Origin of the sequence: Bacillus sp. UNC69MF, from assembly GCF_000746035.1 — a bacterium.
GTDB lineage: Bacteria > Bacillota > Bacilli > Bacillales > Bacillaceae > Bacillus > Bacillus velezensis.
Genome location: NZ_JQKM01000004.1, coordinates 280546 through 306500 on the forward strand (window position 1 = coordinate 280546; position 25955 = coordinate 306500).

The 25955-nt window shown below is 47.3% G+C and carries 32 protein-coding genes; 4 read left to right on the forward strand and 28 right to left on the reverse strand.

The features are described from left to right. Positions 1 to 13: 13 nt before the first annotated feature. A complete protein-coding gene (locus tag BR62_RS0106215; RefSeq protein ID WP_015240128.1) occupies positions 14 to 505 on the reverse strand; it encodes a CcdC protein domain-containing protein in 492 nt (163 codons plus the stop codon). 148 nt (positions 506 to 653) lie between these two features. Continuing rightward, positions 654 to 1085 (reverse strand): peptidylprolyl isomerase, encoded by a 432-nt coding sequence (locus BR62_RS0106220; protein ID WP_003153363.1) that lies wholly within the window; start codon positions 1083 to 1085, stop codon positions 654 to 656. A gap of 284 nt (positions 1086 to 1369) precedes the next feature. On the opposite strand from BR62_RS0106220, the gene BR62_RS0106225 reads away from it, so the two are divergent. Then, entirely contained in the window at positions 1370 to 2269 is a 900-nt protein-coding gene (locus BR62_RS0106225) for a DUF1002 domain-containing protein (RefSeq protein ID WP_032870110.1), read from the forward strand. 44 nt (positions 2270 to 2313) lie between these two features. Here BR62_RS0106225 and lysA read toward each other — a convergent pair whose 3' ends face one another. The 24 genes from lysA to BR62_RS0106345 all read right to left on the reverse strand — a co-directional run bounded on the left by lysA (position 2314) and on the right by BR62_RS0106345 (position 22504). Then, positions 2314 to 3633, reverse strand: coding sequence for a diaminopimelate decarboxylase (gene lysA / locus BR62_RS0106230; protein ID WP_012117893.1), 1320 nt, complete (start codon positions 3631 to 3633; stop codon positions 2314 to 2316). Positions 3634 to 3757: 124 nt separating this feature from the next. After that, complete coding sequence (locus tag BR62_RS0106235; protein WP_007409417.1) at positions 3758 to 5239, reverse strand: spore germination protein; 1482 nt, start codon at positions 5237 to 5239, stop codon at positions 3758 to 3760. Continuing rightward, positions 5193 to 5801: a stage V sporulation protein SpoVABEA gene (locus BR62_RS0106240; RefSeq protein ID WP_025284950.1), complete on the reverse strand. Its 609-nt coding sequence runs from the start codon at positions 5799 to 5801 to the stop codon at positions 5193 to 5195. The genes BR62_RS0106235 and BR62_RS0106240 overlap by 47 nt, the downstream gene beginning before the upstream one ends. 3 nt (positions 5802 to 5804) lie before the next feature. Continuing rightward, positions 5805 to 6155: a stage V sporulation protein AE gene (spoVAE, locus tag BR62_RS0106245; protein ID WP_007409415.1), complete on the reverse strand. Its 351-nt coding sequence runs from the start codon at positions 6153 to 6155 to the stop codon at positions 5805 to 5807. Then, positions 6156 to 7172 carry a stage V sporulation protein AD gene (gene spoVAD / locus BR62_RS0106250; protein ID WP_015240132.1) on the reverse strand — a complete coding sequence of 339 codons (1017 nt, stop codon included), beginning with the start codon at positions 7170 to 7172 and terminating at the stop codon, positions 6156 to 6158. Positions 7173 to 7183: 11 nt separating this feature from the next. Next, positions 7184 to 7636 carry a stage V sporulation protein AC gene (gene spoVAC / locus BR62_RS0106255; RefSeq protein ID WP_003153353.1) on the reverse strand — a complete coding sequence of 151 codons (453 nt, stop codon included), beginning with the start codon at positions 7634 to 7636 and terminating at the stop codon, positions 7184 to 7186. 12 nt (positions 7637 to 7648) lie between these two features. Beyond that, a complete protein-coding gene (locus BR62_RS0106260; protein WP_007409413.1) occupies positions 7649 to 8074 on the reverse strand; it encodes a stage V sporulation protein AB in 426 nt (141 codons plus the stop codon). Next, a complete protein-coding gene (locus BR62_RS0106265; RefSeq protein ID WP_007409412.1) occupies positions 8064 to 8684 on the reverse strand; it encodes a stage V sporulation protein AA in 621 nt (206 codons plus the stop codon). Before BR62_RS0106265 ends, BR62_RS0106260 begins: the two co-directional genes overlap by 11 nt. A 126-nt stretch (positions 8685 to 8810) precedes the next feature. Next, positions 8811 to 9578, reverse strand: a complete 768-nt coding sequence (gene sigF, locus BR62_RS0106270; protein WP_003153348.1) for an RNA polymerase sporulation sigma factor SigF — start codon at positions 9576 to 9578, stop codon at positions 8811 to 8813. Between the two features lie 11 nt (positions 9579 to 9589). Next, complete coding sequence (spoIIAB, locus tag BR62_RS0106275; protein WP_003153347.1) at positions 9590 to 10030, reverse strand: anti-sigma F factor; 441 nt, start codon at positions 10028 to 10030, stop codon at positions 9590 to 9592. Next, positions 10027 to 10380: an anti-sigma F factor antagonist gene (spoIIAA, locus tag BR62_RS0106280; protein ID WP_007409411.1), complete on the reverse strand. Its 354-nt coding sequence runs from the start codon at positions 10378 to 10380 to the stop codon at positions 10027 to 10029. The genes spoIIAB and spoIIAA overlap by 4 nt, the downstream gene beginning before the upstream one ends. A gap of 95 nt (positions 10381 to 10475) precedes the next feature. Then, positions 10476 to 11645, reverse strand: coding sequence for a D-alanyl-D-alanine carboxypeptidase family protein (locus tag BR62_RS0106285; protein ID WP_007409410.1), 1170 nt, complete (start codon positions 11643 to 11645; stop codon positions 10476 to 10478). A 136-nt stretch (positions 11646 to 11781) separates the two neighbouring features. Then, entirely contained in the window at positions 11782 to 12600 is an 819-nt protein-coding gene (locus tag BR62_RS0106290) for a purine-nucleoside phosphorylase (protein ID WP_007409407.1), read from the reverse strand. Between the two features lie 11 nt (positions 12601 to 12611). Beyond that, positions 12612 to 13796: a phosphopentomutase gene (gene deoB, locus BR62_RS0106295; RefSeq protein WP_003153338.1), complete on the reverse strand. Its 1185-nt coding sequence runs from the start codon at positions 13794 to 13796 to the stop codon at positions 12612 to 12614. Between the two features lie 168 nt (positions 13797 to 13964). Then, positions 13965 to 14855 (reverse strand): site-specific tyrosine recombinase XerD, encoded by an 891-nt coding sequence (gene xerD, locus BR62_RS0106300; protein ID WP_020956024.1) that lies wholly within the window; start codon positions 14853 to 14855, stop codon positions 13965 to 13967. A 7-nt stretch (positions 14856 to 14862) separates the two neighbouring features. Beyond that, positions 14863 to 15090, reverse strand: a complete 228-nt coding sequence (locus BR62_RS0106305) for a YqzK family protein (protein ID WP_007409405.1) — start codon at positions 15088 to 15090, stop codon at positions 14863 to 14865. A gap of 115 nt (positions 15091 to 15205) precedes the next feature. After that, a complete protein-coding gene (gene fur / locus BR62_RS0106310; protein ID WP_003153330.1) occupies positions 15206 to 15655 on the reverse strand; it encodes a ferric iron uptake transcriptional regulator in 450 nt (149 codons plus the stop codon). A 112-nt stretch (positions 15656 to 15767) separates the two neighbouring features. Beyond that, entirely contained in the window at positions 15768 to 16412 is a 645-nt protein-coding gene (gene spoIIM, locus BR62_RS0106315) for a stage II sporulation protein M (RefSeq protein WP_007409404.1), read from the reverse strand. Positions 16413 to 16488: 76 nt separating this feature from the next. Beyond that, positions 16489 to 16716 (reverse strand): hypothetical protein, encoded by a 228-nt coding sequence (locus BR62_RS0106320; protein WP_012117898.1) that lies wholly within the window; start codon positions 16714 to 16716, stop codon positions 16489 to 16491. A gap of 56 nt (positions 16717 to 16772) precedes the next feature. Beyond that, positions 16773 to 17063: a hypothetical protein gene (locus BR62_RS0106325; protein ID WP_003153325.1), complete on the reverse strand. Its 291-nt coding sequence runs from the start codon at positions 17061 to 17063 to the stop codon at positions 16773 to 16775. A 112-nt stretch (positions 17064 to 17175) separates the two neighbouring features. Next, positions 17176 to 18489: an NAD-dependent malic enzyme gene (locus BR62_RS0106330; RefSeq protein WP_007409402.1), complete on the reverse strand. Its 1314-nt coding sequence runs from the start codon at positions 18487 to 18489 to the stop codon at positions 17176 to 17178. 12 nt (positions 18490 to 18501) lie between these two features. Next, positions 18502 to 19908: a Na+/H+ antiporter NhaC gene (nhaC, locus tag BR62_RS0106335; RefSeq protein WP_020956027.1), complete on the reverse strand. Its 1407-nt coding sequence runs from the start codon at positions 19906 to 19908 to the stop codon at positions 18502 to 18504. 141 nt (positions 19909 to 20049) lie between these two features. After that, complete coding sequence (aspA, locus tag BR62_RS0106340; protein ID WP_003153322.1) at positions 20050 to 21477, reverse strand: aspartate ammonia-lyase; 1428 nt, start codon at positions 21475 to 21477, stop codon at positions 20050 to 20052. A gap of 37 nt (positions 21478 to 21514) precedes the next feature. Then, positions 21515 to 22504, reverse strand: a complete 990-nt coding sequence (locus BR62_RS0106345; RefSeq protein ID WP_003153321.1) for a type I asparaginase — start codon at positions 22502 to 22504, stop codon at positions 21515 to 21517. A 176-nt stretch (positions 22505 to 22680) separates the two neighbouring features. On the opposite strand from BR62_RS0106345, the gene BR62_RS0106350 reads away from it, so the two are divergent. Then, positions 22681 to 23034, forward strand: a complete 354-nt coding sequence (locus BR62_RS0106350; RefSeq protein ID WP_007409399.1) for a helix-turn-helix domain-containing protein — start codon at positions 22681 to 22683, stop codon at positions 23032 to 23034. Positions 23035 to 23044: 10 nt separating this feature from the next. On the opposite strand, the gene BR62_RS0106355 is transcribed toward BR62_RS0106350, so the two are convergent. Together BR62_RS0106355 and BR62_RS0106360 are read right to left on the reverse strand one after the other, a co-directional pair. Further along, positions 23045 to 24208 carry a TIGR00375 family protein gene (locus BR62_RS0106355; protein ID WP_032870112.1) on the reverse strand — a complete coding sequence of 388 codons (1164 nt, stop codon included), beginning with the start codon at positions 24206 to 24208 and terminating at the stop codon, positions 23045 to 23047. Next, positions 24208 to 24762 carry an NUDIX hydrolase gene (locus tag BR62_RS0106360; protein WP_003153317.1) on the reverse strand — a complete coding sequence of 185 codons (555 nt, stop codon included), beginning with the start codon at positions 24760 to 24762 and terminating at the stop codon, positions 24208 to 24210. Before BR62_RS0106360 ends, BR62_RS0106355 begins: the two co-directional genes overlap by 1 nt. Before the next feature lie 78 nt (positions 24763 to 24840). Between BR62_RS0106360 and mciZ the strand changes: the two genes are divergently transcribed. Both mciZ and BR62_RS0106370 read left to right on the forward strand, forming a co-directional pair. Continuing rightward, positions 24841 to 24963, forward strand: a complete 123-nt coding sequence (mciZ, locus tag BR62_RS0106365) for a Z-ring formation inhibitor MciZ (RefSeq protein WP_003153315.1) — start codon at positions 24841 to 24843, stop codon at positions 24961 to 24963. A gap of 62 nt (positions 24964 to 25025) precedes the next feature. Further along, positions 25026 to 25946, forward strand: coding sequence for an aldo/keto reductase (locus BR62_RS0106370; RefSeq protein ID WP_032870114.1), 921 nt, complete (start codon positions 25026 to 25028; stop codon positions 25944 to 25946). The last annotated feature ends 9 nt before the right edge of the window (positions 25947 to 25955 follow it).

The following is a 25955-nucleotide window of genomic DNA, read 5'->3' on the forward strand; positions in this document are numbered from 1 at the left end:
CATTTTTTTCATTTTATAAGCCGGATCTGCTGATTTTACGGTATTTCACGAAGCTTCCGATCCGCCAAATGCACAAATACACAAAAGCAAGTTCCATCGTTAAAACGGCGAATTCCGCCGCGTCAATGTTTTTGAAATATTGGCTGAGCACGATACGGATCGCAATAATCGCGATAATGACATATTTAAAGTTTTTATTCCGCTTGGAGTAGACAAAGCCGTCTTCCCGGATTTCATAGGCGGTTTGCGACAGCATGATGACGCCGAATACCGCGCCTAACAGTCCGGCGATGGCGAGCTCCCAAAGAGCGGGAAAATGAAACGGCTTTCCCGGGATATTCATGAGCTGGCTGATGCTGAATGTAAAAATGACGGCGATAATCAAAAGCGGGAGAATGATGCCGAAGCCGCCGCCTTTAATCGGCCTGTTCCCCTTTTTCACCCTGAACCAAATTATAAGTGCGAGAATGATAATGACAAATAAAACGGTTGCCAATTGAACCAACGTTACTACCTCTTTTCATTGTTGTAATCGGTCTTTATCACTATACCAGAGGAACTACTATCATTCATATATGTATTTTTTCATGATTTACACATGAGAATTTTCATATACATAAAAAACCCGCCTGAAAAAGGCGGGTTTTCCGTCATTATCCTTCTACACGGATTTCTTTCATTTTGTCTCCGTTAGACATGTTTTTCGCATGCTCTAAACCGCTTGTCACTTTTCCGAATACAGTATGAACGCCGTTTAAATGCGGCTGCGGCTCATGTACGATGAAGAATTGGCTTGAACCCGTGTCTTTACCGGCATGCGCCATCGATAAAGAACCGGCTTCGTGCTTATGCGGATTGCCTTCTGTTTCACATTTGATCGTTTTTCCGCTTCCGCCCATGCCTGTCCCAGTCGGATCTCCGCCTTGGCTGACAAAGCCCGGAATCACGCGGTGGAAAATAACGCCGTCATAAAAGCCCGTATTCGCCAGGTTTTCAAAGTTAGCGACTGTATTAGGCGCTTCATTCGGATAAAGTTCAAATTCGATTCTGCTGCCGTTTTCCATTTCGATGTAACCAGTTTTCATTCTCATTCCTACTTCCGTATTGTTTTTTGTCAAAGCCTTCTTCAATATGAATTTCAATTGTAAGCCGGCTTTCTTTTTGATATTCTTTTGAAGGAAGAGGCCTCTGCTCTTCTTTTCGCGGCTATTATACCATACCTTCAGCCGGAAAACGAATCTCCCCGCTTCCGCAGAAAGAAAATGAAACCAGAACAGCTTCACAGCCGTCTATGTATCGGAACTGCTTCACGCAGGCCCTCACAAACCGCTTCAAAACGGCATTTGTGAAAAGAAGGAGGTTAACCGCTTTGAAAAAAATGTGGATTGGATTGCTGGCGGCGGCCGTTGTATTGTGCACAATACCGAAAATCAGCCTGGCCGATGCCGCAGTCGGAGATGTCATCGTCACACTGGGGGCGGATCTGTCAAACGAAAACCGTCAGAAAGTGCTTGACGAATTAAATGTCCCTGATAACGCGACAAAAGTGACGGTCACGAATAAAGAAGAACATGAATATCTGGGAAAATATATATCGAATGCCCAAATCGGCACAAGAGCCATCTCTTCATCATCCATCACGGTGGCAAAGAAAGGGGCCGGGCTTGACGTTAAGACCCATAATATCGATTCCATCACGGATGAAATGTACTTAAACGCCCTGATGACAGCAGGAGTGAAAGATGCGAAAGTATACGTGACGGCGCCGTTTGAGGTATCAGGCACCGCAGCATTAACGGGAATTATCAAGGCATATGAAGTCTCATCAGACAAAGCGATATCAGAAGATGTAAAACAGGTCGCCAACCAAGAGCTTGTCACCACTTCAAATCTCGGGGATAAAATCGGGGATAAAAACGCCTCCGCGCTCATCGCAAACATTAAAGATGATTTCGCGAAAAACGGTGTGCCCGATACAAAAGAAGGAATCGAGAAAAAGGTCGATGATGCGGCTTCAAACCTTAACATTACACTGACTGACGCTCAAAAAGACCAGCTCGTTTCATTGTTTAATAAAATGAAAAATGCCAAGATTGATTGGGGCCAAGTCGGCAGCCAGCTTGACAAGGCAAAAGACAAAATCACGAAGTTCATACAATCCGATGAAGGCAAAAGCTTTGTTCAAAAAGTCATTGATTTCTTCGCTTCGATTTGGAATGCGATCGTGTCTGTATTTACAGGAGACAGCGGATCAAGTTCTAACAGCTGAATGCAAAAAGAGACCGGACGCCATTGTTCCGGTCTCTTTTTTATTTATTGTTTGACCCCCGTCTTAAACGGCAGATCCAGTTTTACAATGTCTTCATAAGTTTCCCTTCTAATGACAAGATGCGCTTCGCCGTCTTCCACAAAAACGACGGCGGGACGCGGAATGCGGTTGTAGTTGTTAGCCATGCTGTATCCGTATGCTCCCGTGCAGAAAACGGCGAGAAGATCGCCTTCTTTCACTTCCGGAAGATCTATATCCCAAATGAGCATATCACCGCTTTCACAGCACTTACCCGCAATGGATACCGTTTTATCGTGGTGTTCTCCGATTCTGTTTGCCGATACGGCTTCATATTTCGCCTGATACAGGGCAGGACGGATATTATCGCTCATGCCCCCGTCAACCGCTGCATATTTACGGGTGCCGGGCACTTCTTTTTGCGAACCGATGGTATAAAGCGTCGTTCCGGCGTCTCCGACGAGCGAACGTCCCGGTTCAATCCAGATCTCCGGAATGTCAAAAGCGTGCAGCGCTGCGTTTTCTTTTACCGCTTCGATAATTTTTTCCACATAAACGGCGGGATGAAGGGGTTCATCCTCCTCCGTGTAGCGGATGCCAAAGCCGCCCCCTAAATTCAGCACTTCAGAGACAAAGCCGAATGATTCTCTCCATTCATTCAGTTTTGCGAAGATTTTTTCTGCGGCCAGCACAAAGCCCGCCGTATCAAAAATTTGCGATCCGATGTGGCAGTGAACGCCGAGAAGGCGGATATGGTCTGACTGTAATACTTGTTCAATCGCCTTTTCTATTTGCCCGTTATGCAGATCAAAACCGAATTTGGAATCTTCCTGTCCCGTTGTAATATAATCATGCGTATGCGCCTCTACCCCCGGAGTGATCCGCAGAAGCACATCCATTGTACGCCCTGATTTGCGGCACAGTTCCGCGAGTAAGGATATTTCATAAAAATTATCAACGACAATGCAGCCGATTTGATGATCGAGCGCCATTTTCAACTCTTCTTCGCTTTTGTTATTGCCGTGAAAGTGAATCCTGTCAGCCGGAAAACCAGCCGCAACCGCCGTAAACAGCTCTCCGCCGGATACAACGTCCAATGAGAGCCCCTCCTGCTCAGCGAGCTGTATCATCGCAACGGAAGAAAACGCCTTGCTCGCGTACGCGACCTGCGCCTTTAAATCCGCGTCAATGAATGCCTGTTTAAAGCTTTTAGCGCGCTCACGTATTAAAGCCACATCGTAAACATAAAGAGGCGTGCCGTAATGCTCCGCTAAATACAGCGCGTCCACACCTCCGATTTCCAAATGACCTAGTTTGTTTTGTCTGCTTGTGCCATGTAAGAACAATGCTCATTCCCTCTTTCTGATCCGCATATGGGTGAAAAGGACAGCTTCTTTTGAGCTGTCCTTATACAAGTCCCGTATAAGTTAAGACATACAATATCATAATCTTCTGTCGGTTTCAATGCGATTATGAACCGCTTGGCTGTCTTTGACGGTCTTTCGGGTGAACAATGCTCGGTCTGACTTTGGCTCCCGGCACTGTCGTCCGGACGAGCACCTGCCACAACGCCTTGCCGTTAAACGGTAAAAACGGCCATAAATACGGCGTGTGAAACGAGCGGATATTCGCCATTATGATCAGCAGCAATGTAAAACCTATCACAAAGCCTTTCACTTGGAAAATGGCCACGAGCACCATTAAGATGAGGCGTATCATTTTATTGGCGAGGCTGAGCTCATAGCTCGGCGTGGTAAATGATCCGATGGCGGCGATCGATACGTACAGAATCACTTCTGCTGAAAACAGCCCCACCGCTATGGCGATTTGACCGATCAGCACCGCCGCAATCAGACCCATGGCGGTGGATAAAGCGGTCGGCGTATGGATCGCGGCCATCCTGAGAAACTCAATCCCCAAATCGGCCAAAAAGATTTGCAGAATGATCGGGATGTGCGTATTTTTATTTAAACCGATAAAATCCAATCTTTCAGGCAGAAGAGACGGTTCGAGAACAAAGAGGAACCAAATCGGAAGCAGAACGGTTGAAGCAATAATACCGAAAAACCTGATCCATCTTAAAAATGTGCCCACTGAAGGCGCCTGCCTGTATTCTTCCGCATGCTGAACATGGTGAAATATCGTTGTCGGCGTTATGATCACGCTCGGTGACGTATCGACGACGATGATGACGTGCCCTTCTAAAATGTGATTGGCTGCTACATCCGGCCGCTCTGTGTATCTGACCATCGGAAACGGATTGTAACCCTGTTTGACGATGAATTCTTCCACCGTTTTATCAGCCATCGTCAATCCGTCAATGTCAATCGCATTCACTTCGTTTTCGACGATGCTGACAAGGTCCGGGTCCGCGATGTCTTCTATATACACAATCGCAAGATCGGTCTTAGAGCGCTCGCCGACTTTCGTAATTTTGACGCGGAGCCTTTCGTCCCTGATTCGTCTTCTGATCAATGCTGTATTAATGACGATATTTTCAATAAAACCGTCTCTTGCCCCGCGGACGACCTTTTCCGTATCCGGTTCTTCAGGTGTGCGTCCGGGATAACTTCTGACGTCAACGATAAAGGCGAAGCCCGCGTCTTCAACGATAACCGCCACAAGTCCGGAAAGCACTTGATCCGTTGCTTCGTCGAGCGTTTTGACTTTTTGAACCTGCTGATTGACAAGCCTGTTTTCAACAACGTCAATCGCTTCATCCGCATTCTCGTCATAATTATTGACGTCGACGAGCTGTTCCATTAAATGAATGATAAACAAAGTATCGGTTAATCCGTTGACAAAGTAAATCTGGACTTCCCGGTCTAATACTCGAACTTTGCGGACGCCGACATCATAGCTCGTTCCCATACCGACGCGGTCTTTAAAAAATTGTTCATTTTTTCTAGGATCCCGGTACACCTTGATCATGTTTTCCGGTTTTTCCGGCATGGCTTTCGCTCCTTTCTAAAATGAATTCGACCGCCTTCATCGTGATCGGCGAGCCTTTGGATATGTCATCTTTTCTTCCCATCTTACCTATGTCGCCGATGCCCACAATGAGGGGAACGTCCAATTTATCCAGACAATACACCGTATCTCCGTTCATTCTGTGCTCGTCCATTTCTCTCATTCCGGTTTTATCGACGCCAAACTCCGTCACTTCTCCATCACGGTCAATGGAGACATCGACTTTCGTCCATTCAGCCTGATGGGTTTTAGAAGCGACCGCAATCACCCCCAGCACTTCAATGTCCTGATGTGAGGCGACATATTTCAGCGCCGTTTCGCCCGGCCCTTCCCCTTGCAGGCCTGAATCGTCAAACATGACAAACACCGGGTCATTCGGCGCGGCTTTAATCAGCTGAACAAGTTCGGGGCCGCTTCTCGTTGACGGATTGCCTTTTGATTGGGAAATACACCGTCCGCCTGCTTTTTCCGCGGCATATTCAATTGTTTTGGCGGCGTATACGTCCCCGTCTGTCACAAGAATGACCTTCCGTTTCGTCATCAGGCATTATCCTTTCGGTTTAAAAATAACGGCTACAAGAAATGCGAATAAAATCGCTGAAGATATACCGGCGGAAGTAAGTTCAAAAATCCCCATGGCGATCCCGATAAATCCATGCTCGTGAGCTTGATGCATGGCGCCGTGCAATAAGCTGTGACCGAAGCTGACGATGGGAACCGTCGCGCCCGCGCCTGCGAATTCGATAAATTTGTCATAAATTCCGAACCCATCTAACAAGGCGCCGATAACGACAAAAGTTGTCATCACATGGGCGGGTGTCAGTTTAAAAATGTCAAGCAGCAGCTGACCGATAATGCAAATGATTCCCCCGCAAACAAAAGCCAACAGATATTCCATTTATGATGCACCTCCCGCCCGCTCAAATACCACACCGTGCGCGATGGTCGGAATGGTTTCCTTCTGCTGGATCATTGTCGGACTCAAAAGCGCTCCTGTCGCGACAACGAGTACCCTGTTTAGAGTCCCCGCTTTTAATTGATTAAAAATATGTGTGTACGTAACAAGCGCGGAGCAGGCGCAGCCGCTTCCGCCCGCAAACACCTGCTGGTCCGGCGTATAGATGAGAAGACCGCAGTCATCGTGTTTCGTTCCCACGGGATAGCCTTCTTCTTTGAGCAAATCTTTCACGATCGGCGAGCCGACGCCTGAAAGGTCTCCCGTTAAAATCAGATCATAATCATCCGCCGTACGGTTCAAGTCCTGCAGGTGCTGTTTGATTGTGTCGGCGGCAGCGGGCGCCATGGCGGATCCCATATCGAACGGATCTGTTATTCCGAGGTCGCTTACTTTTCCCACTGTTGCGCTTGTAATCTTGATATCAGAAGGGTTTTGGCTGATGATGACCGCCCCGCCCCCCGTGACCGTTGAAGTGGCGGTATCCGGTTTTTGCCCGCCATACTCCGTCGGATTGCGGAATTGCCGTTCTGCCGTCGCGTTATGGCTGCTCGTGGCTGCGATCGCCCGGTTCGCAAAACCGCCGTCAATGAGCGCGGATGCGACGGCAATCGTTTCCATTGATGTCGAACAGGCGCCGAACAGACAGAGGAACGGAATTTTCAGATGTCTGGCGACGTAGTTGGCGGTCACATTTTGATTTAAAAGATCCCCCGCGAGTAACAAATCAATATCGCTCTTTTTCAAATTCTGTTTTTGCAAAGCGGAGTTGATGGCATCTTCCATTAACTGACGTTCCGCCATTTCCCAGTTTTTCTGATTGCAATGCATTTCATCGTATGTCTTATCAAACAGCGAACCGAGCGGGCCGTCTTTTTCTTTCGGTCCGGCTGCCGTCCCCGCCGCATTTACAAATAACGGGTTTTCAAACACCCAGGTTTGCTTTCCGGTCAATTTCATTTTTTCTCCTCCTACGAAAACAGTTTTTCACAAGCAAACCGTATCAGGCCTACGATATAGGCTGCCACGACGCCGAATACAATGACGTTTCCCGCCAATTTAAACATGTTTGTCGCTACTCCGAGCACGAGTCCTTCACTTCTGTGTTCCAGAGCGGCGCTTGTCATACTGTTTGCAAAACCCGTCACCGGCACGGCTGAACCCGCTCCGGCAAACTGCCCGAGTCTGTCATAAATGCCGAATCCGGTCAAAAGGGCGGAAATTAAAATAAGAGTGGCGGCCGTCGGGTTGCCCGCTGTTTTTTCATTAAAATTAAAAAAGTGGATGTAAAAGTCTTGAAGAGCCTGCCCGATCAGACAGATCAAACCGCCGATCAGAAAGGCTTTGACGCAATTCCAAACATATGGCGGTTTCGGCTGATAGTCTTTCACTTTTGTTTTGTAATTTTCTTTTAAGTTTGTCATGTCGGTTCCTCCTTATGAATGATGGATAAAATACAGCCAATGAAATAAAGAGCCGGCTATTTTGCCGAACACAATGGCCATCAGCAATATGATGATTTTGCTGCCGAAGCCGATCCGTTTGGCAAGAATGGGAAGCACATTCAGCACTTCTGTAAGCGCGGCGGCCAGCATGCCGACAAACATGCCGGCCAAAAGCCCGACCGGAACGGCCAGCCATTCAGATAAAAAAAAATGATTCATATTTAAGGTTTCCCAGCCGCCGAACACAGCTCCTGAAATAACAGCTCCTTCGTAGGCCTGTACAAAGCGCATTGTTTTTGTCAGCTGCATAAGGCGGGGGATGATTCCCATAACGGTTAAAAAAGCCACAAAGCCCGCTCCCACGGTCAGCCCTCCGCCAAGCCCGACAAACATAACGAAAAGAATGCTAACGATCATGCAGATCTTTCATCGTCTCTTCATTTTCGTGCATTGCGACATAATGATCGAGATCAAGCTGATAATTAAACATCTCGACTTCCAGCGGGCTTGGCTCTTCATTCAGGCGTTTTTTGAAGATGTGATTAAAAAAGACGATCATACCGAGACCGAGGCCGATGCTGTATGGAATCTGAAGCAGATACGGATATTCATTCCGTTCGCCCGTTATGATTTCATATAAGGCGATATGAACTTCTCTCATACTGACATCTTCATGAAAATTCATAATGGCAAGACATGAACCGATAAAAAGCAGGAGCCAGACACCGACGAACAAAACGGCTGACAGCTGCTTTTTCTGGTAATGGATTTCCACTATCGTTTCAGCGCCGCCAACGGTCTGTACATCAAGAGCGGGAAAAGCGGTATGAATGGTTTTCAGCACTTTTATGATGTCCAGCACGACGATATTTTTGTCTTTTTTCGTGACCTTATACAGCGGCAGTGCCGACAGTTTTTTTTTCAGCTTTTGCTGTCCCGCGATCTGCGCGGCGTCGCCGATTGTGATGATATCTCCGGTATGAGCCTTCACGCGGTGGCGAAGTCTGAGAAATATTCGTCTTTCCATCTTGCATCACCATCTTTCGGGTGGTTATATATGTAGTATGCGGTTCACTTTTGTTCTCATTCATCAGCGGCAAAAGACCATAAATTACCACCGATGCACAAATAAAAAAAGCCGGCCCGTAAAAGGTCAGCTTTCCGTATGATCCATCTGCACTTTAATCTGCTTTAATATTTTTTTCTCCAGCCTCGATACCTGGACTTGGGAAATCCCGAGCCGTTCGGCTACTTCCGACTGTGTCTGATCTTTATAATATCTCAGATAGACAATGAGTTTTTCCCGTTCTTCCAAATCACTGATCGCTTCCTTGAGGGCGATTTTGTCAAACCACTTCTCTTCTGAATGATCGGCGATCTGATCAAGCAGGGTGATCGGGTCCCCGTCATTTTCATACACGGTCTCATGAATGGATGAAGGCGCCCGCACCGCTTCCTGCGCAAGCACCACATCCTCCGCATCAATTTCTAAATGGTCCGCGATTTCCTGGACGGTCGGCACTCTTCCGTATGTTTTTGACAGTTCATCTTTCGCCCGGCGTATTTTATTGCCGAGCTCTTTTAAAGATCTTGATACTTTGACGGTTCCGTCATCGCGGATGAAGCGCTGGATTTCTCCGATAATCATCGGCACGGCATAAGTTGAAAAACGGACATCATAGGACAAATCGAATTTATCAACGGATTTTAACAATCCGATACAGCCGATCTGAAACAGATCATCCGGCTCATAGCCTCTGTTTAAGAACCTTTGAACGACGGACCACACAAGACGCATGTTTTTTTCTATGAGGAGGTCTCTTGCCTGCTGGTCGCCCTCTTGGCTCTTTTTGATTAATTCTTTGACTTCATGGTCCTTGAGCTGCGCGTTTTTGCTGTTTTTCTTAACCTCCACATCCATAACAAATCTCCTTAATTACAAAGCGCTTTGCTTTTTGATAGGTGTTTTGTTAAGCGTATCGTCGTTCCCATCTCCGGCGAGGAATCAATCGTGACATCATCCATGAAGTTTTCCATAATGGTAAAGCCCATTCCGGAGCGTTCAAGCTCGGGTTTTGTCGTAAATAGCGGCTGGCGCGCTTCCTCAAGATCCGTGATCCCGAGGCCTTCGTCACGTATGGTCAGATAGACGACATGATCCTCCAGCGTAACGGAGATGTACACCTTTCCGTCGCAGTTTTCTTCATAGCCGTGGATGATCGCGTTTGTTACCGCTTCTGATACGACGGTCTTGATTTCCGTCAGCTCATCCATCGTCGGGTCGAGCTGTGCGATAAAAGAAGCAACTGTTACGCGCGCAAACGATTCGTTCTGACTGAGGGCTGAAAATTCAAGATGCATCTCGTTTTTCATGATGCCACCCCCAACGTTAAAAGCGCTTTTTGTTCTGATTGTTCGAACCTGATGATTTTAAACAGGCCGGACATGTCAAACAGACGTCTCACCGCGGGTGAAATCGCGCACACGACCATTTCTCCGCCGAGCTGTTTAATTTGTTTATAACGCCCTAAAATCACGCCGAGGCCGGAGCTGTCCATGAAGGTAAGATCTTCAAGGTTCAGCACGATGTGACGGATGCCGTCAGCCTCCAGCGATTCAGTAACCTTTTGTTTTAATGATTCTGCCGTATGATGGTCGAGTTCACCTGTTAATCGAATACAAAGCACGGATTCTTTGACATGAAAGTCAATTCCAAGGCTCATGCTCATTCCTCCTTGATATGATCGGATAATGAGTGTTTCGATTTTCGGGAAAGCAATTCCTTCACTATGACAAAACTAGTGCCCGTTCGCCACGATTATTTAAATTTAGTCCAATCTCCCATCGTCCGCTTCAGAAAAGTGAGAAAACCCGCTTTTTCCATGTCGTCTTTTGCCGTGACCGGGCTTTCAACGAGCACCTTTCCGTCTTTTTTCAGAACGAGGCTGCCGAGCACCTCTCCTTTTTTAACCGGAGCCGTTACATTGCCGTTGATTTTCACTTCTTTTTTTACTTTGTCCATGTTCTCTCCCTTTTTGGCCAGAAGAGAAATCGGCTCAGATGTGGTCAGCTTGATCAGTTTCTGTTTTCCTTTTTTTACTTTTACCGTTCCGACGATTTGATCCCGTTTGTACAGCGGGTGTGTTTTGAACTGGCTGAAGGCGTAATCAAGCATTTTGGTCACTTGGGCATTTCTTTCTTTCGGAGTGCTGGCTCCGAAAACAACAGCAATGACCCTCATATTTCCTTTTTTAGCGGTGGCGGTTAAACAATACTTCGCTTCGCCTGTAAAGCCCGTCTTCACGCCGTCTACGCCCGGATAAAATTTGATCAGCCGGTTTGTATTGACGAGCCAGAACTTTTTGTCTGTATTTTCTCTTAAATAATCCTCATACGTTCCCGTAAATTGAGTGATTTTATCATACTTCAATAATTCCTTCGCCATTTTCGCCATGTCATAAGCAGAGCTGTAATGGTCTTTTTCAGGCAGTCCCGTCGGGTTTTTGAAGGAGGTATCTTTCAATCCCAATTCTTTTGCTTTTTTGTTCATCCGGCTGACGAAATCCTCTTCTGAACCGGCAATATACTCCGCCATTGCGACGGATGCGTCATTTCCGGAAGCTATCGCAATTCCTTTGAGCATTTCTTTTACCGTCATTTCTTCTCCGGGTTCAAGGAAAATCTGTGATCCGCCCATGGACGCGGCATGTTCACTCGTCCTGACTTTATCGCTCATCTTTATTTTCCCTTTGTCAAGCGCTTCCATGATTAAAAGCATGGTCATAATTTTTGTCATGCTTGCCGGCGCCAGACGCTCCCGGCTGTTCTTGTTATAAAGAATGCTTCCCGTATCGCGTTCAATCAGCACGGCGCTTTTGGCTTCATGAGCGAGCTCCGATGTATGTTTTCCGTCCGGCTTTGCAAAAGCGGACGGTGCTGATGCCGTTAATAAAATGCCAATCAACAAAGTGGATATAAGACGTTTCATCTCCAAAGCCCTCCATTTCATAATCCTTTTTATTTTTTCCAAATCCGGTGGTTTTATACGCCTCATCTGGAAAATGTTTCGTGTTGAGGGCACAAAAAAACAGCTGCTTCCGAAGAAACAGCTGACTGATGCTGACTTATTTTTGAGATCGTGCGACTACGGCTTTTACAAGCTTCAAAAAGCCGCCTTTTACTTTTTCCGTCATTTCCATTACTTCTTCATGGGATAACGGCTGGTCAAGAATACCTGCCGCCGCGTTGGAAATGCATGAGATGCCGAGCACGCGCATCCCCGCGTGGTTGGCGACGATGACTTCCGGCACGGTCGACATGCCGACAGCGTCAGAACCCATCGTTCTTAAAAACCGAACCTCAGCAGGCGTTTCGTAAGACGGCCCCGTAACAGCTGTATACACCCCTTTTTGAACAGGAATGCCCAGCTCATCGGCCGTTTTTTCAGCCAAGCCTGACAGCTCTTTGTCATAGGCTTCTGACATGTCCGGGAATCTCGGTCCGAATTCAGCTTCGTTCGGCCCGATTAACGGGTTGGTGCCCGTAAAGTTGATGTGGTCTGTAATAATCATCAGATCGCCGGCGCGGAATTCAGTGTTGATACCGCCGGCTGCGTTCGTCACGACAAGAGATTCAACGCCGAGCGCCTTCATCACGCGGACGGGAAATGTGACCTGATCCATTGAGTAGCCTTCATAGTAATGAAAGCGGCCCTGCATCGCGATGACCTGCACGCCTTCAAGCGTTCCCATCACAAGCTGGCCGGCATGGCCTTCTACCGTTGAGACCGGAAAATCAGGGATCGTTTCATATGTAAGCTTGACAGCTCCTTCAATTTCATCGGCCAATACGCCGAGCCCTGACCCTAAAATCAGACCGATCTTTGGTGTTTCTTTCACGTGTTCTTTAATAAATGCAGCAGCACGTTCGATCTTTTGTTTCAAAAAAAGTCCCCCTACTGTAATCTTGATAAAAAGCTTTTTCCGTATTCCGGCTTTTCCGTTTTGAAATTATCCGCAATGGTTGCGCCGATATCGGCAAATGTATCCGCAAGCGGCAGCTGTTCAGTGTGTTTGTGCTTTTTGCTGTACACAAGAAGCGGCACATACTCCCTCGTGTGATCTGTGCCGTGATGGACAGGATCATTGCCGTGATCCGCAGTGATGATAAGCAGATCGTCTTCTTTCATTTTCTCAAACACTTCCGGAAGCCTCGCGTCGAATTCCTCGAGCGCTTTACCGTACCCTTCCGGATCGCGGCGGTGTCCGTACAGCGCGTCAAAATCAACGAGGTTGGCAAAGCTCAGACCCGTAAACTCTTCACCGAGCGTTTCAATCACTTTGTCCATGCCATCCATATTAGATACCGTGCGGCGGGAAGATGTAATGCCTTCTCCGTCATAAATATCAGAAATTTTGCCGATGGAAATGACGTCTAATCCGCTGTCTTTCATTCCGTTCATTACCGTGCGGCCGAACGGTTTGAGCGCATAATCATGACGGTTCGGCGTGCGTTTGAAGCTGCCCGGTTCTCCGACGAACGGTCTTGCGATAATCCGGCCGACCATGTATTTCGGATCAAGCGTCAGTTCTCTGGCCGTTTCACAGATGCTGTACAGCTCTTCCAGCGGAACGACATCTTCGTGAGCCGCAATCTGCAGTACGGAATCTGCTGATGTATAAACGATCAGCGCACCCGTTTCCATATGTTCTTTTCCGAGCTCGTCCAGAATCGCCGTGCCTGAAGCCGGCTTATTTCCGATGATTTTCCGTCCTGAACGCCGCTCAAGTTCCTGAAGAAGTTCATCCGGAAATCCTTCCGGGAACACTTTAAACGGTTTTTCAATGTAGAGGCCCATAATCTCCCAGTGCCCCGTCATCGTATCTTTCCCGTTTGACGCCTCCTGCATTTTTCCGTAGTACGCAAGAGGGTGCTCCGTTTTTTCCACGCCCTTAATGTCTCCGATCAGTCCGAGACCGAGCTGCGCCATATGGGGCATATGTAAGCCGTTCATGTGCTCTGCGATGTGTCCGAGCGTATTTGCGCCTATATCATTAAAATCGGCGGCGTCCGGCGCTTCACCGATTCCGACAGAATCCATTACAATCAAAAATACCCGGTTATATTTGTATTCAGACATCATAAAAACCTCCTTTTCTTCCATCTGTCCATTGTAGCTTACAGAGGTCAGACAACTCAAGTATAAACCGTTTACATTCTTGTTGACAATGCCGATTCAAATAATTAGAACCTTCTCTGTATTCCGCCAATCCGGCAAAAAAAGCCGCGGCCCCTCTGGCAGCGGCTCCTAAGCGCGCGGATGATACTGTTTGTACACGTCCTTCAGCCTTGTTTTCGTCACATGCGTATAAATTTGCGTCGTGGAAATATCGGCATGTCCGAGCATCTCCTGCACGGCGCGCAGATCCGCCCCGTTTTCGAGCAGGTGCGTTGCAAAGGAGTGCCGGAGCGTGTGCGGTGTCAGCTCTTTTTTAATCCCCGCTTCAAGTGCGATTTTTTTTAGGTTTTTCCAGAATCCCTGACGGCTGATCTGCCTGCCGTGATGATTCAGAAAAAGCGCTTCGGTTACATTTTTCTTTAATAATTTCCCTCTGGCTTTTTCAATGTATGCTTCTATCGCATGAGAAGCGGCTTCACCAATCGGCACAATCCGCTCTTTCCGCCCTTTCCCGAAGCAGCGGACAAATCCCATCGTCAAATGGACGTCGGATAATTTCAGCTCGATCATCTCGCTGACCCTGATGCCGGTCGCGTACAGCAGTTCAAGCATGGCTTTATCCCTGAGGCCGAACGGGCTGTCAAGCTTAGGCGTGTCCAATAACCGCTCAACTTCCTGAAGCGCCAATACTTTCGGAAGCGTCCGCTCTGTTTTTTGTGTTTCAATATGTACCGAAGGATCTTTATCCGCGGCTTTTTCCCTTAACAGAAATTGATGAAAAGACCGGATTGACGCCAAATGCCTCGCAGACGTCTTGCCGGATTTCCCGGAGTCCTTTATATGCTTTAAATATTGAATAATATGAAGACGGGTCACATCATTCCATGAAGTGATCTGAAGGGTTTCAGTTAAGAAGAGAGAATAACTTTTCAGATCACGCTCATAGGACATCATCGTATTTTGGGACAGCCCTCTTTCAACCCTCACATAATGGATGAAATCCTTAATTTGATCCTTCACTCTTGATCTACTCCCCGTTTTGGTAAAAAAAGATCAATCGGCCGAACCAGCCGTCTTTATCCTCTTGTTCCGTTTTGGCCACTTTGACGGCGGAGCCTTCCGGTTTATCGTACCGATGATAGTTTTCATACTCTGAATTCACCCATATCATAGCATAATAGAACAGCGCGGTAAAACCTGTGAACAGAATAAACACTTTGATCGTATCCGCGGCTGTTTTTATGAATCTGCCCATCTTTCGATCGACCCTTTCTTTTGGCGGCTGTTAGTACACCTTATGCCAATTTCAAAGGCTTTTATACATAAAAACAGCAAAAAACCCTTTCCTGGCAGAAAAGGTTCGTAGGCTTTTACTCTGTTTCATCCCCGCGGCAGCGGTGGCAGATTCCGTGAAAAGTCAATCTATGATCTTTAATTTTAAATTTCCAATCACGTTCAATCACTTCTTCAACGTCTTCAAGCAGATCTTCTTCAATTTCATCGACGGCTCCGCACTCCATGCACACCAAATGGTGATGAAAGTGAGCCGCGCCTTCTTTGCGAAGGTCGTAGCGGGATACGCCGTCCCCGAAGTTAATTTTATCAACGACTTTTAATTCTGTTAATAATTCTAATGTACGGTATACTGTAGCGAGACCAATTTCAGGAGATTTCTCTTTTACGAGGAGGTATACATCTTCTGCGCTTAAATGGTCTTCTTCGTTTTCAAGCAGCACTCTTACCGTTGCTTCCCGCTGTGGCGTAAGCTTGTAGCTTGACGAGTGCAGCTGCTTTTTAATTCGATCAATACGGTTTTCCATGTCTTTCCCTCCTACGCCGCATTCCATGACTCATTATAACAAAATACGCGCAGAGTTCCAACTATAATTATTATAAACTGATAAATAAAAGTATTATTTTGTGATAATCATTCTAAAATATGCGTGATGACAGCTTTTCCATAAACAGCGGAGACACGTACGCCTCGAGCAGCGAGGCGATGACCGAGAAGAAAACGATGAGAATCAGCACGAAGGCGTAGCGTCCGAACCATTGGATCGGTGCGTCATGAAGGCTGCGTTTGACAAACAGCTGCCGGATCAGTTTCAGTGAAAAAGCGATGGAGCATGTCCCCATGATAAGATACGCCGGAATGAGAACGATGTTTTGCGGCAGAACCGAAATAAATGACAGGAAAAACCCGTTCATCCCCATTTGATTCACTAAAAAACCGACCGTGAAGCCGACCACGATTCCTTTTAAGAACACCATAATGAAAATAACCGGAAGACCGATCACGGAAATACCGAGAATCCACATCAGCCCCAAATATTTCACATCATGAAAGACGGCCTGCCAAAACATTTCTGAAGCGCCGGCATGCTTTCCGTCAGACAGCTGTCCGAAAAACTTGCTTAAATAGTAATACAAATCTTCTTTCTGCGTGATGGTCATGCTGTTGACGATGATCGCCCCGAAAATGACCCCCATCAAAAACAAGACGAACACAAATATATAAAGTGACAGATGATCCTTTACATGGCGAAAAAACAGTTCTTTGTACGATTGTTTTCTCATACCGCTTTCCTCCCGCTAATCTATTGACTTGATTTAGTAGATTGTATGAAAGAAAAGAGAAAACATGACAGAGAAATCATAGAAAGGCGCGAGATTCGGGCATAAAAAAAGAACCCCCGTCATCACTCCGGTGATCATAGGGGTTCCTTTTTTTATGCTTTATTCTTTCAAGCCTGTCTTTTTTGGTTTTCGTTACTCTTTCATGGGTGCTGAAAGACGGCGCCGTCCCCCTTGACAGGACTGCGTCACGCATCCCGTTTCTTTTGAGATGCTCCCGCATTTTTTTCGTTTTGCTCTTCGCCATGTGCCAACCGCTCCTTTTTCCCTTTTCTTTATCATAACAAAAAAATTCAGATGTGTTCATGAATACGGCTCATGTTTCGACCGGTAAGCGCGCAGAGACGTTTTGGCAGATGAATAGCTCCCCATTGCGGCGTATCCGTAAAAAAACCCCATAAAAATCCCCGCATACACGTGTTCATGATGACCGAAAACGATAGACACAACATTTCCGGCAGCAAGGGCAATCGTGGGAACGAATATGCCCGGAACCCGGCAGAACACTTTGATCAGCTGTGTGACGCATAAGACGACCGGCACGCCGATCACAGCATCCCAAATATTTGTATGGATCAGCGGAAAATAATCCACATCGACACCTCTTTATTCCGTCTTTTGCTATCTGTTAGCCTGCCTAAGAATTCCGCTTCCTATTCATGATAAAAAAACAGCACCGGCACATGTCCGGTACTGTAAGAGTTGTTTATTTTCCTGCCGCAGCCCGTTCTACGGCTGCTGATACGGCTTGATGCACGTCCGCATCCAAAGGCTGAGGCACGAGATCGCCGTGTTTCGTGCAAGAGGCGATGGCTTCTGCGGCCGCCACAAGCATTTCATGGTCGATTTTCTTGCTTTTGGCGTTCAGCGCGCCGCGGAAAATCCCCGGGAAGCCGAGAACATTATTGACCGAACGGCCGTCAGCTGCATAAGCGGCTCCGGCTTGTAATGCCTCTTCCGGTTCAATCTCCGGTTTCGGATTAGATAAAGCCAGAATGACGTGTCCTTTTCTGACATCCTCTTTTTTAATGAGACCCGGAACTCCTGTGGTGCTGATCACAATGTCACACGTGTCCATTAATTCTTTGATGCTTCCAAGCGGCTGACCTCCGTACTGAGCGAGGCGGTTCATTGCGTCTTCTGACTTGTCCGTTCCGCAGACCGCTTTGACTCCGTATGCCATAAACATGCGGCAGATGGCGACGCCTGCCGCGCCGAGACCGATCTGACCGACCTTCGCTTCTTTTAAATCAAGACCGGCGCTTTTACAAGCGGAAATGGCGGCGGCGAGCGTGACGACCGCCGTGCCGTGCTGGTCATCGTGCATAACCGGAATGTCCAGTTCTTCTTTCAGGCGGTCTTCAATGTCAAAGCAGTGGGGCGAACCGATATCTTCAAGCAGAATTCCGCTGAACCCCGGGGAAATATGTTTTACCGTGCGAATGATTTCTTCCGGATCAGAGGTATCGAGCAAAATCGGAATTCCGCTGATACCCGCCAGCTGGTCAAAAAGCGCGGCTTTCCCTTCCATTACGGGCATTCCGGCGACAGAGCCGATATTGCCGAGGCCGAGAATCGCCGTTCCGTCGGTGACAATGGCGACAGAATTGCTGATTGTCGTATAGATGGACGCTTTTTCAGGCTCGTTTTCGATCAGTCTGCACACATCGGCGACACCCGGCGTATAAACACGCCCAAGCTCAGCCAGTGTCCGGATCGGCATTTTGCTTTTCATCTGAATTTTGCCGCCTTCATGAGCAGAGAGCACTTCATCTGAGACTGTATGAAGCCGGATGCCTTCACCGAGAGCTTCAATGGCTTGAATGATTTCCTGCAGCTGCTCTTCATTTTCGGCCTGCACCGTGATGTTGCGCATTGTGTAGTTCGGGCCGACTTTAACGGTTTCAACTTCCCCGATATCTCCGCCCATCACTCCGATGGCGGTTGCCACTTTTCCGAGATTTCCGGGAACAGTCGGCGTTTCAATCATTAACGTCCGAATCATATGCTTTGTAATCATGAAATGAACCTCCTAACCCAATTTTTGAGATTGCAAGGATTTTTCTTTCGTGTACCAAATGAATTTCCCCGTGTATCCGTACAATATTGCCAGTCCGATAGATACAAAACTGAGCCACATGAACGGCAGATAAGAAAATGTGGATACGCCGAGAATGCCGGCCATATAGATGCCGTTATCAGACCACGGCACCATCCCTGAAGTAAGCGTGCCGCCCACCTCTGCGTTCCGGGATAAAACTCTTCTGTCAAGTTTCAGTTTATCATAACTGTTCTCCATGATTTTCGGCGTCAGGATCAATGACACGTACATCGCACAGCCGAAAATGTTTCCTAAAAGGGCGACGATCAATGTCGAAAGCGTTACATTTCCCGGTGTGGTCAGCTTTTTCTCAAAAGTTGAGACAATCACTTTTAATACGCCGAGCTTCTCAAGAATTCCTCCAAAACCGAGACCGAACAGGATAACGACTAACGTATCCAGCATACCGGTAATGCCTCCGCGGTTTAACAGGCCGTTTAAAAATTCGACGTCCGTTTTAATAGAAAAACCATTATAAGCAGTCGCGATGGCACTGGCAAAATTCATTCCCTGAAAGACGGAAGCCCAGATTGCGCCAAGCAAAGCACCGATGATAATAACGGGCATAGACGGCTTTTTCAAAATCAGAAGGACAACGACGACAACAGCCGGAATGAGCATCCATATATGAATGTCAAACGTTTTCTGCAATGAAGATTTTAAAAATTCCACTTTGTCGAGATCAATATTTTTTCCGCCGTATATAAATCCCGTTACGGTAAACAGAATGGCCGTAATAATATAGGACGGAATTGACAGATACATCATCGCTCTGACGTGTGACAGCACATCCACCTTAGAAAGCGTGGAGGCAAGCACCGTACTGTCAGACAGCGGTGAAAGCTTGTCTCCGAAGTAAGCCCCGGACAAAACGGCTCCCGCTACGATCGGAAGCGGTATACCCATTCCCTCTCCGATGGCAATCATGGCGATCCCCGCGGTTCCCACGGTTCCCCACGACGTTCCGGTCGCAACGGACATAACGGAACAAATAACCAGTGTAGCCAGAAGGAAAATATGAGGATTAATAAACTCTAAACCATAATAAATTAACGTCGGCACAACGCCGCCGGCAATCCATGTCCCGATGAGCGCACCGACCGAAACGAGAATCAATACCGCTTCAAGACCGTTTGATATCCCGGTGACAATCGAAGCCTGCAAGTCTTTATATGAATATCCCAGCCTGACTCCGAGAATAATAGCGAAAAACCAGGATATTAATAGAGCTAGCTGGATCGGCAGGTCTAAAAACACTGTGAACGATAAGACAAGTGCTAAAAACCCGAATAATAAGATAATAATTTCCAATAAATTTGGCAATCTGACCTCTTTCACAAGAAAATCCCCCTAGAAGAAAAAAGCTAAAACGCTTTCATCAAATGATATAACAAATTATACTATACTGCCTCATCCCTTTGTATGGCAACCGCCTATTCACTAAAAAACGTGAAAAGGCGGCTGTTGTTGCTTTAAAATTTATTTTTCTAATAGATCTTTTCCGGCAATCCCCGGTTTTGTCATTTCATACGGATTCAAAATGATATCCAATTCTTCTTCTGTCAGTACATCATTTTGAAGGCAAAGATCTCTTACAGATTGCCCCGTCATGATTGCTTCACGGGCAATTCGCGCAGCCGCTTCATACCCGAGGTGCGGATTGACCGCTGTAATGACGCCGACGCTTTTTTCCACGTATTGCTTCAGACGTTTTTCGTTGGCTTCAATTCCCGCCAGACAATGGTCGGTAAATGAACGGAACCCGTTATTCATGATGCTGATGGATTGAAGCAGGTTAAATACGAGTACCGGCTCCATTACGTTAAGCTCCAGCTGGCCCGCTTCTGAAGCGAGGCAGATCGTATTGTCATTCCCGATGACCTGGAAGGCGATTTGGTTGATCAGCTCTGCCATTACAGGGTTGACTTTCCCAGGCATAATGGATGATCCCGGCTGACGGGCGGGCAATGAAATTTCCGCAAGTCCCGCGCGCGGACCTGAAGCCATTAAGCGCAGATCGTTGGCGATTTTCGACATGTTCATCATGCATACTTTCAACGCGGCTGAAACTTCCGTATACGCATCAGTGTTTTGTGTGGCGTCAACCAAATGGCCGGCGCCGACAAGCGGCAGTCCGCTGATGTCAGCCAGGTGCTTCACAACCTGTTCTATGTAGCGCGGATCGGCGTTAAGTCCCGTACCTACGGCCGTTGCCCCCATGTTTACTTCATACAGATGCTGGCGGGATTGTTTAATTCGCTTTATGTCACGCTCAAGCACGCGGCTGTATGCTTCAAATTCCTGTCCGAGACGGATCGGCACAGCGTCCTGAAGGTGTGTGCGCCCCATTTTAATGACAGAATCAAATTGTTTCGCTTTATCTTTAAAGACACTGAGCATATGCGCCATCGTATCAAGGAGCTTATCCAAAAGTTTCAAGGTTGAAATATGGATTGCCGTCGGGAACACGTCGTTCGTCGATTGTGACATGTTGACGTGTGTGTTCGGGCTGAGGTGAATGTATTCACCTTTTTTATGCCCCATGATTTCAAGAGCCCTGTTGCCGATTACTTCGTTGGCATTCATGTTCATGGACGTTCCGGCTCCCCCTTGGATCGGATCGACGATAAATTGGTCATGCCATTTTCCCTCAAGAATTTCATCTGCGGCCTGTACAATCGCATTTCCGATTCCTTCATACAGCCGTTTTACATCCATGTTGGCAAGCGCCGCCGCTTTTTTGACGATGGCGAGCGCATTAATCATTTCTTCGTGGATGCGGTAGCCGGTAATCGGAAAGTTTTCTTTCGCGCGCAGCGTTTGTATTCCGTAATACACATCAGCTTCAATTTGTTTTTCTCCGAGGAAATCTTTTTCCTGACGATATTCTTTTTGCGCGTTTGTCATGCTAAAACCCTACTTTCTCTTTGTGGTAGTCATGTTTTTACAGTACAACGTCGTCTGCGATCGGTGTCTCCATAATGTTTTTGACTTCAGCCAAGTTGTGAGACTGGCCGAGCGCCCACATTAATTTCGGCACGATGGCTTCCGTGTTCATATTTCTGGAGCGGATAATGAGATCTTGATTGACTCTTCGGCCGACTTCATAGACGCTCATGTCCTCTCCTTCTTCAAGACATTGTGTCGTAATGACGACGACAATGCCGCTTTCAATCATTTCATTGACTTTGGCGAGAATGTCTCTTCCTTCAAACGGCACGCCGCCGCTGCCGTAGCTTTCAATGACGATTCCTTTGTACATGCCCTTTAATGCGTCAAACATTTCCGGTTTCAGCCCCGGGTGTAGCTTGAGCAGGCACACGTCCGTGCAAAGTGAAGTATTGACCGTAAAAGCATCGTCTTTTGGCATGTGCACTTGTTTGTTGTATTCAATTCCGTTTTCGGTAATAAACGCGATATACGGATAGTTAATGCTCTCAAATGCATCATAGCTTTTCGTTCTTAATTTAATGGCGCGTGTGCCTTGAATGACTCTGCCGTCAAATACGACGTATACGCCGCCCACCCCTTCACATGCGAAGCGGATCGCGTCCGTGATATTTTTTTTGGCATCGGTTTTTTGAAATGTAATCGGGATTTGCGAACCCGTAATGACGATCGGTTTATCAGCATGCTGAAGCATATAAGACAGTGCCGCTGATGTATAGGCCATTGTGTCTGTTCCGTGCGTAATGACGAACCCGTCATATGCGTCATATTTTTCTTTGACAGCATTTGCGATTTCGGCCCAGTATTCAGGCTGCATATTTGTGCTGTCGATGTTCATTAACGAATGGGTTTCCATCGTGTAATCGTTATCAAGTTTTGATACGTAGGTTAACAATTCGTCTGCTTTCACCCCGGGTGCAAGCCCGTTTTCTCCTTCGACTGAGGCGATTGTTCCTCCGGTTGTTAACAGCAATAATTTTTTCATACCCTGCACCTCTTCATCCATTTCTCAAGATGTGTTAAGCATTCGCTTTTCGCATACTTTTAATCAAATTATAGACAGACGAATGAAATTAATCAAGTGATTATTATTCAATTCGCGTACACTTTTGCATATCGATATGATATAATTTGCTCAAGTGAAAAGGAGCGGTTTTGAATATGAATTTAGATCGTTTAACTGAACTGAGAAAAAAGAAAAATTGGTCTCTTCAATATACGGCTGACCGTCTCGGCATCGCCAAAAGCACGTACGCCGGGTATGAATCAGGATACCGGCGTCCGTCATTCGAGGCGCTGGGCACGCTTGCCGATCTGTTTGACACGACGTGCGACGATTTACTCGGGCGCACTGAAAAAAAGGCGGAGCCGTTTGCCCAGACCATCGAATTAACAAACGCCGCACAAGGCCGCGGCACACTGACCGTTGACGGACAGCCGCTGAATCAGGATGAAATCATCGAATTGATTGCGTTTGTCCGCACGAAAAAGAAGGTGCAGGAGGAGCTCCGTTAAAAACCGGCTTTTACGGCTTGATTCTGCCGTACGTCCCTCCGCCCCCGGCCTCAAGGACGAGCTGCCCGGTGCGCGCTTTATGAATGACAGCCGCTATTTTAGGCTGGACGACACGCGCCAATTCCTCTTCTTGCGCCTGATGAAGAATCGCCATCTCCGTCCCGAAGGCCCGCTTCAGTTTTTCTAACGTTTTCGGCCCGACCCCGGGAATGAACTGCAGCGGGATTTGATGAATATACGGCGGCCGCGGCATGCGGCTTTTTTTCGGTCCGCTCAGTTCCTCCAGCCGTTCACTGACCCCTTTTGTCATTGTTTCCCCCCCGCACTCCGGACATGCGGAAGCTCCTTTTTCAACCGGGCTGCCGCAGCGGTCGCAAGCCGTCCGGTAATACTTCCCGAGCTTCGGGTTCAGCCCGTAATTCGCCGTGATTTTTCTTCCGTCCTTCCCTTTTAAAGCCAGCGAAAATTCCGTGAAATTCGCTTCTTTAAGAAGCATTTCATTATATTCTCTGCCGATTTTTCCTAAGGAATGCGCATCAGAATTTGTTAAAAATGTATACGGATCAAGTTCTGTTACCCGCGAAGCCATGTCGGTGTCACAGCTTAATCCGAGTTCCGCCGCGTCAATGAGCGCCGGGTCGAAAACTTCTGTCAAAGAAGATATGACTCCTTTTCCGTACAGGCTTTTATGCGGGGTGAACATATGGGCGGGAATAAACAGCCCGCCCAATTCCTTTGTTTTCCTTTGAAGATTCAAACCGGTTTCATAAATGCGCTGGGAACTGAGATGGATATTTTTAAGCCTTTTTGCAAGCCACTCAGAAAACATCTTCATTTCGGCAAGAGACGGCATAAAGACGAGAACGTGAATCGGCCCGCGGCATGTGTGATCATAGATTTCAAGCTCACTGCCCAACAGAAGCGTCGTATTCCGATACCGGATGCCGCCTTCTTTCAGCTCACGGTATCTGCCTTCATCAATTCCGCGCTCGATTTCTTCTATGACTTCCGGGGAATGGCAGTCGATGATGCCCAATAGTTCAATTCCCTTCCCCTCACTGGCTTCTTCTAAAATCCGGTGCAGCGTCAACGTTTTGGCCCCGGTGATTTTGACCGGTTTTCCCGTATAGGTGCGGCCGATATGAATATGCAGATCCGCATAGATGGTTTTCATCATTTTTCCTTCAGCGCTTCTTTCAGCTGGAGATACTGAATCGCGTACGCCGTTTTTGCGTCATACACCCTGCGGGATTCAATCAGCTTCACGGCCTCTTCAAGCGTGACCTGCATGACTTCGACAAATTCATCCTCATCCAGCTCTCGTTTTTCTTCCAGCGGCGAAAGCCCTTCCGCAAGAAAGAGATGCACGATTTCATCAGCAAACCCGGGTGATGTATAAAAAGCGGTGATTTTCGTCAAGGTTTCCGCCGTATATCCCGTTTCTTCCTCGAGCTCTCTTAACGCCGTATGTTCCGGCTCTTCCCCCTTTTCAAGCTTCCCGGCCGGAATTTCAACGATTGTCCGTTCCAGCGGCTTTCTGAACTGGTTCACCAAAATGATTTTTCCTTCCTCGGTCACCGCAAGTACGGCCACTGCTCCCGGATGTTTGACGATTTCCCGCTTGCTTGTTTTTCCGTTCGGGAGCTCTACATCCTCTAAGTAAAGATCTATGACTTTCCCGTCATACAGCTTTTTTTTCGCAAGTGTTTTTTCTTCTAAATGTTTCATCATGTCATCTCCCGTTCTGTCTCTCTATTATGCCTCATATATTTTATCATACATGCATGAGAGGGAGGTGCTTTTCGATTGAAGGTGTACCGGAAGGATAAGAGTATCGTATTGGTCGGAAAGGCGTGGGAAGTGCGGGCTAAACTGAAAGAATACGGACGGACATTCCGCTATGTCGGAGATTGGATCACCGGGCCTTAACAGTTGAAAACTTCGCGCCTTTATATTACGGTCAATAAAAGACTATAAAAAGGAGCGAAACGATGAGAAAACGCACACTGGGACATTCTGATTTAGAAATAAGCGAAATCGGGCTCGGCTGTATGTCGCTGGGCACGGATAAAGCTAAAGCGCTGTCTATTTTGGATGAAGCGATCGAGCTTGGAATCAATTATTTAGATACCGCTGATCTTTATGATTTCGGCAGAAATGAGGAAATTGTCGGGGAGGCCGTCAAAAACCGCAGGCACGACATCATTTTAGCCACGAAAGCCGGAAACCGCTGGAATGATGATAAAGACGGCTGGCATTGGGACGCTTCCAAGGGCTACATAAAAGAAGCGGTCAAAAACAGCCTGCGCCGGCTGAAAACGGACTATATCGACCTTTATCAGCTGCATGGCGGCACGATGGAAGACCATATTGACGAAACGATCGAAGCATTTGAGGACTTAAAACAGGAAGGTGTCATCCGGTATTACGGCATTTCCTCGATTCGTCCGAATGTTATTAAAGAATATGTGAAAAAATCAAATATCACCAGCGTTATGATGCAATACAGCCTGCTGGACCGGCGTCCCGAGGAGTGGCTTCCCCTTTTAGAGGAGAACGGAATCAGCGTAGTCGCAAGAGGGCCTGTCGCTAAAGGGCTTCTTACGGAAAAACCGCTTGATCAAGCGGCCGCAAGCGTAAAAGAGAACGGCTATTTAACATATTCTTTTGCAGAACTGGCAGAAACCAAAAAAGCGATCAGCGCTGCCGCACCTGACTTGAGCATGACGGAGCTTTCTCTTCAATACTTACTGTCACAGCAGGCCGTCGCTTCTGTCATCACCGGAGCCAGCTCACTTGAGCAGCTGAGAGAAAACTGTTCGGCTGCAGAGGCCCGGCGTTTAAGCAGCCAGGAAATCAAAGCCCTGCAATACCATACAAAACCGGACGTATACGAAGCCCATCGTTCTTAAATAATAAAA

Excerpts from the sequence above, each read along its gene's own strand:
- BR62_RS0106220 (WP_003153363.1), bottom strand. The coding sequence starts at position 1,085 with ATGAAAACTGGTTACATCGAAATGGAAAACGGCAGCAGAATCGAATTT.
- BR62_RS0106235 (WP_007409417.1), bottom strand. The coding sequence starts at position 5,239 with ATGCCGGAAAAACCGGAAAACATGATCAAGGTGTACCGGGATCCTAGA.
- spoVAE (WP_007409415.1), bottom strand. The coding sequence starts at position 6,155 with ATGGAATATCTGTTGGCTTTTGTTTGCGGGGGAATCATTTGCATTATC.
- spoVAD (WP_015240132.1), bottom strand. The coding sequence starts at position 7,172 with ATGAAATTGACCGGAAAGCAAACCTGGGTGTTTGAAAACCCGTTATTT.
- spoVAC (WP_003153353.1), bottom strand. The coding sequence starts at position 7,636 with ATGACAAACTTAAAAGAAAATTACAAAACAAAAGTGAAAGACTATCAG.
- BR62_RS0106260 (WP_007409413.1), bottom strand. The coding sequence starts at position 8,074 with ATGATCGTTAGCATTCTTTTCGTTATGTTTGTCGGGCTTGGCGGAGGG.
- BR62_RS0106265 (WP_007409412.1), bottom strand. The coding sequence starts at position 8,684 with ATGGAAAGACGAATATTTCTCAGACTTCGCCACCGCGTGAAGGCTCAT.
- sigF (WP_003153348.1), bottom strand. The coding sequence starts at position 9,578 with ATGGATGTGGAGGTTAAGAAAAACAGCAAAAACGCGCAGCTCAAGGAC.
- spoIIAB (WP_003153347.1), bottom strand. The coding sequence starts at position 10,030 with ATGAAAAACGAGATGCATCTTGAATTTTCAGCCCTCAGTCAGAACGAA.
- spoIIAA (WP_007409411.1), bottom strand. The coding sequence starts at position 10,380 with ATGAGCCTTGGAATTGACTTTCATGTCAAAGAATCCGTGCTTTGTATT.
- BR62_RS0106285 (WP_007409410.1), bottom strand. The coding sequence starts at position 11,645 with ATGAAACGTCTTATATCCACTTTGTTGATTGGCATTTTATTAACGGCA.
- deoB (WP_003153338.1), bottom strand. The coding sequence starts at position 13,796 with ATGTCTGAATACAAATATAACCGGGTATTTTTGATTGTAATGGATTCT.
- BR62_RS0106305 (WP_007409405.1), bottom strand. The coding sequence starts at position 15,090 with ATGGGCAGATTCATAAAAACAGCCGCGGATACGATCAAAGTGTTTATT.
- fur (WP_003153330.1), bottom strand. The coding sequence starts at position 15,655 with ATGGAAAACCGTATTGATCGAATTAAAAAGCAGCTGCACTCGTCAAGC.
- spoIIM (WP_007409404.1), bottom strand. The coding sequence starts at position 16,412 with ATGAGAAAACAATCGTACAAAGAACTGTTTTTTCGCCATGTAAAGGAT.
- BR62_RS0106320 (WP_012117898.1), bottom strand. The coding sequence starts at position 16,716 with ATGGCGAAGAGCAAAACGAAAAAAATGCGGGAGCATCTCAAAAGAAAC.
- BR62_RS0106330 (WP_007409402.1), bottom strand. The coding sequence starts at position 18,489 with ATGATTACAAAGCATATGATTCGGACGTTAATGATTGAAACGCCGACT.
- aspA (WP_003153322.1), bottom strand. The coding sequence starts at position 21,477 with ATGACAAACGCGCAAAAAGAATATCGTCAGGAAAAAGATTTCCTCGGA.
- BR62_RS0106345 (WP_003153321.1), bottom strand. The coding sequence starts at position 22,504 with ATGAAAAAATTATTGCTGTTAACAACCGGAGGAACAATCGCCTCAGTC.
- BR62_RS0106350 (WP_007409399.1), top strand. The coding sequence starts at position 22,681 with ATGAATTTAGATCGTTTAACTGAACTGAGAAAAAAGAAAAATTGGTCT.
- BR62_RS0106355 (WP_032870112.1), bottom strand. The coding sequence starts at position 24,208 with ATGAAAACCATCTATGCGGATCTGCATATTCATATCGGCCGCACCTAT.
- BR62_RS0106360 (WP_003153317.1), bottom strand. The coding sequence starts at position 24,762 with ATGAAACATTTAGAAGAAAAAACACTTGCGAAAAAAAAGCTGTATGAC.
- BR62_RS0106370 (WP_032870114.1), top strand. The coding sequence starts at position 25,026 with ATGAGAAAACGCACACTGGGACATTCTGATTTAGAAATAAGCGAAATC.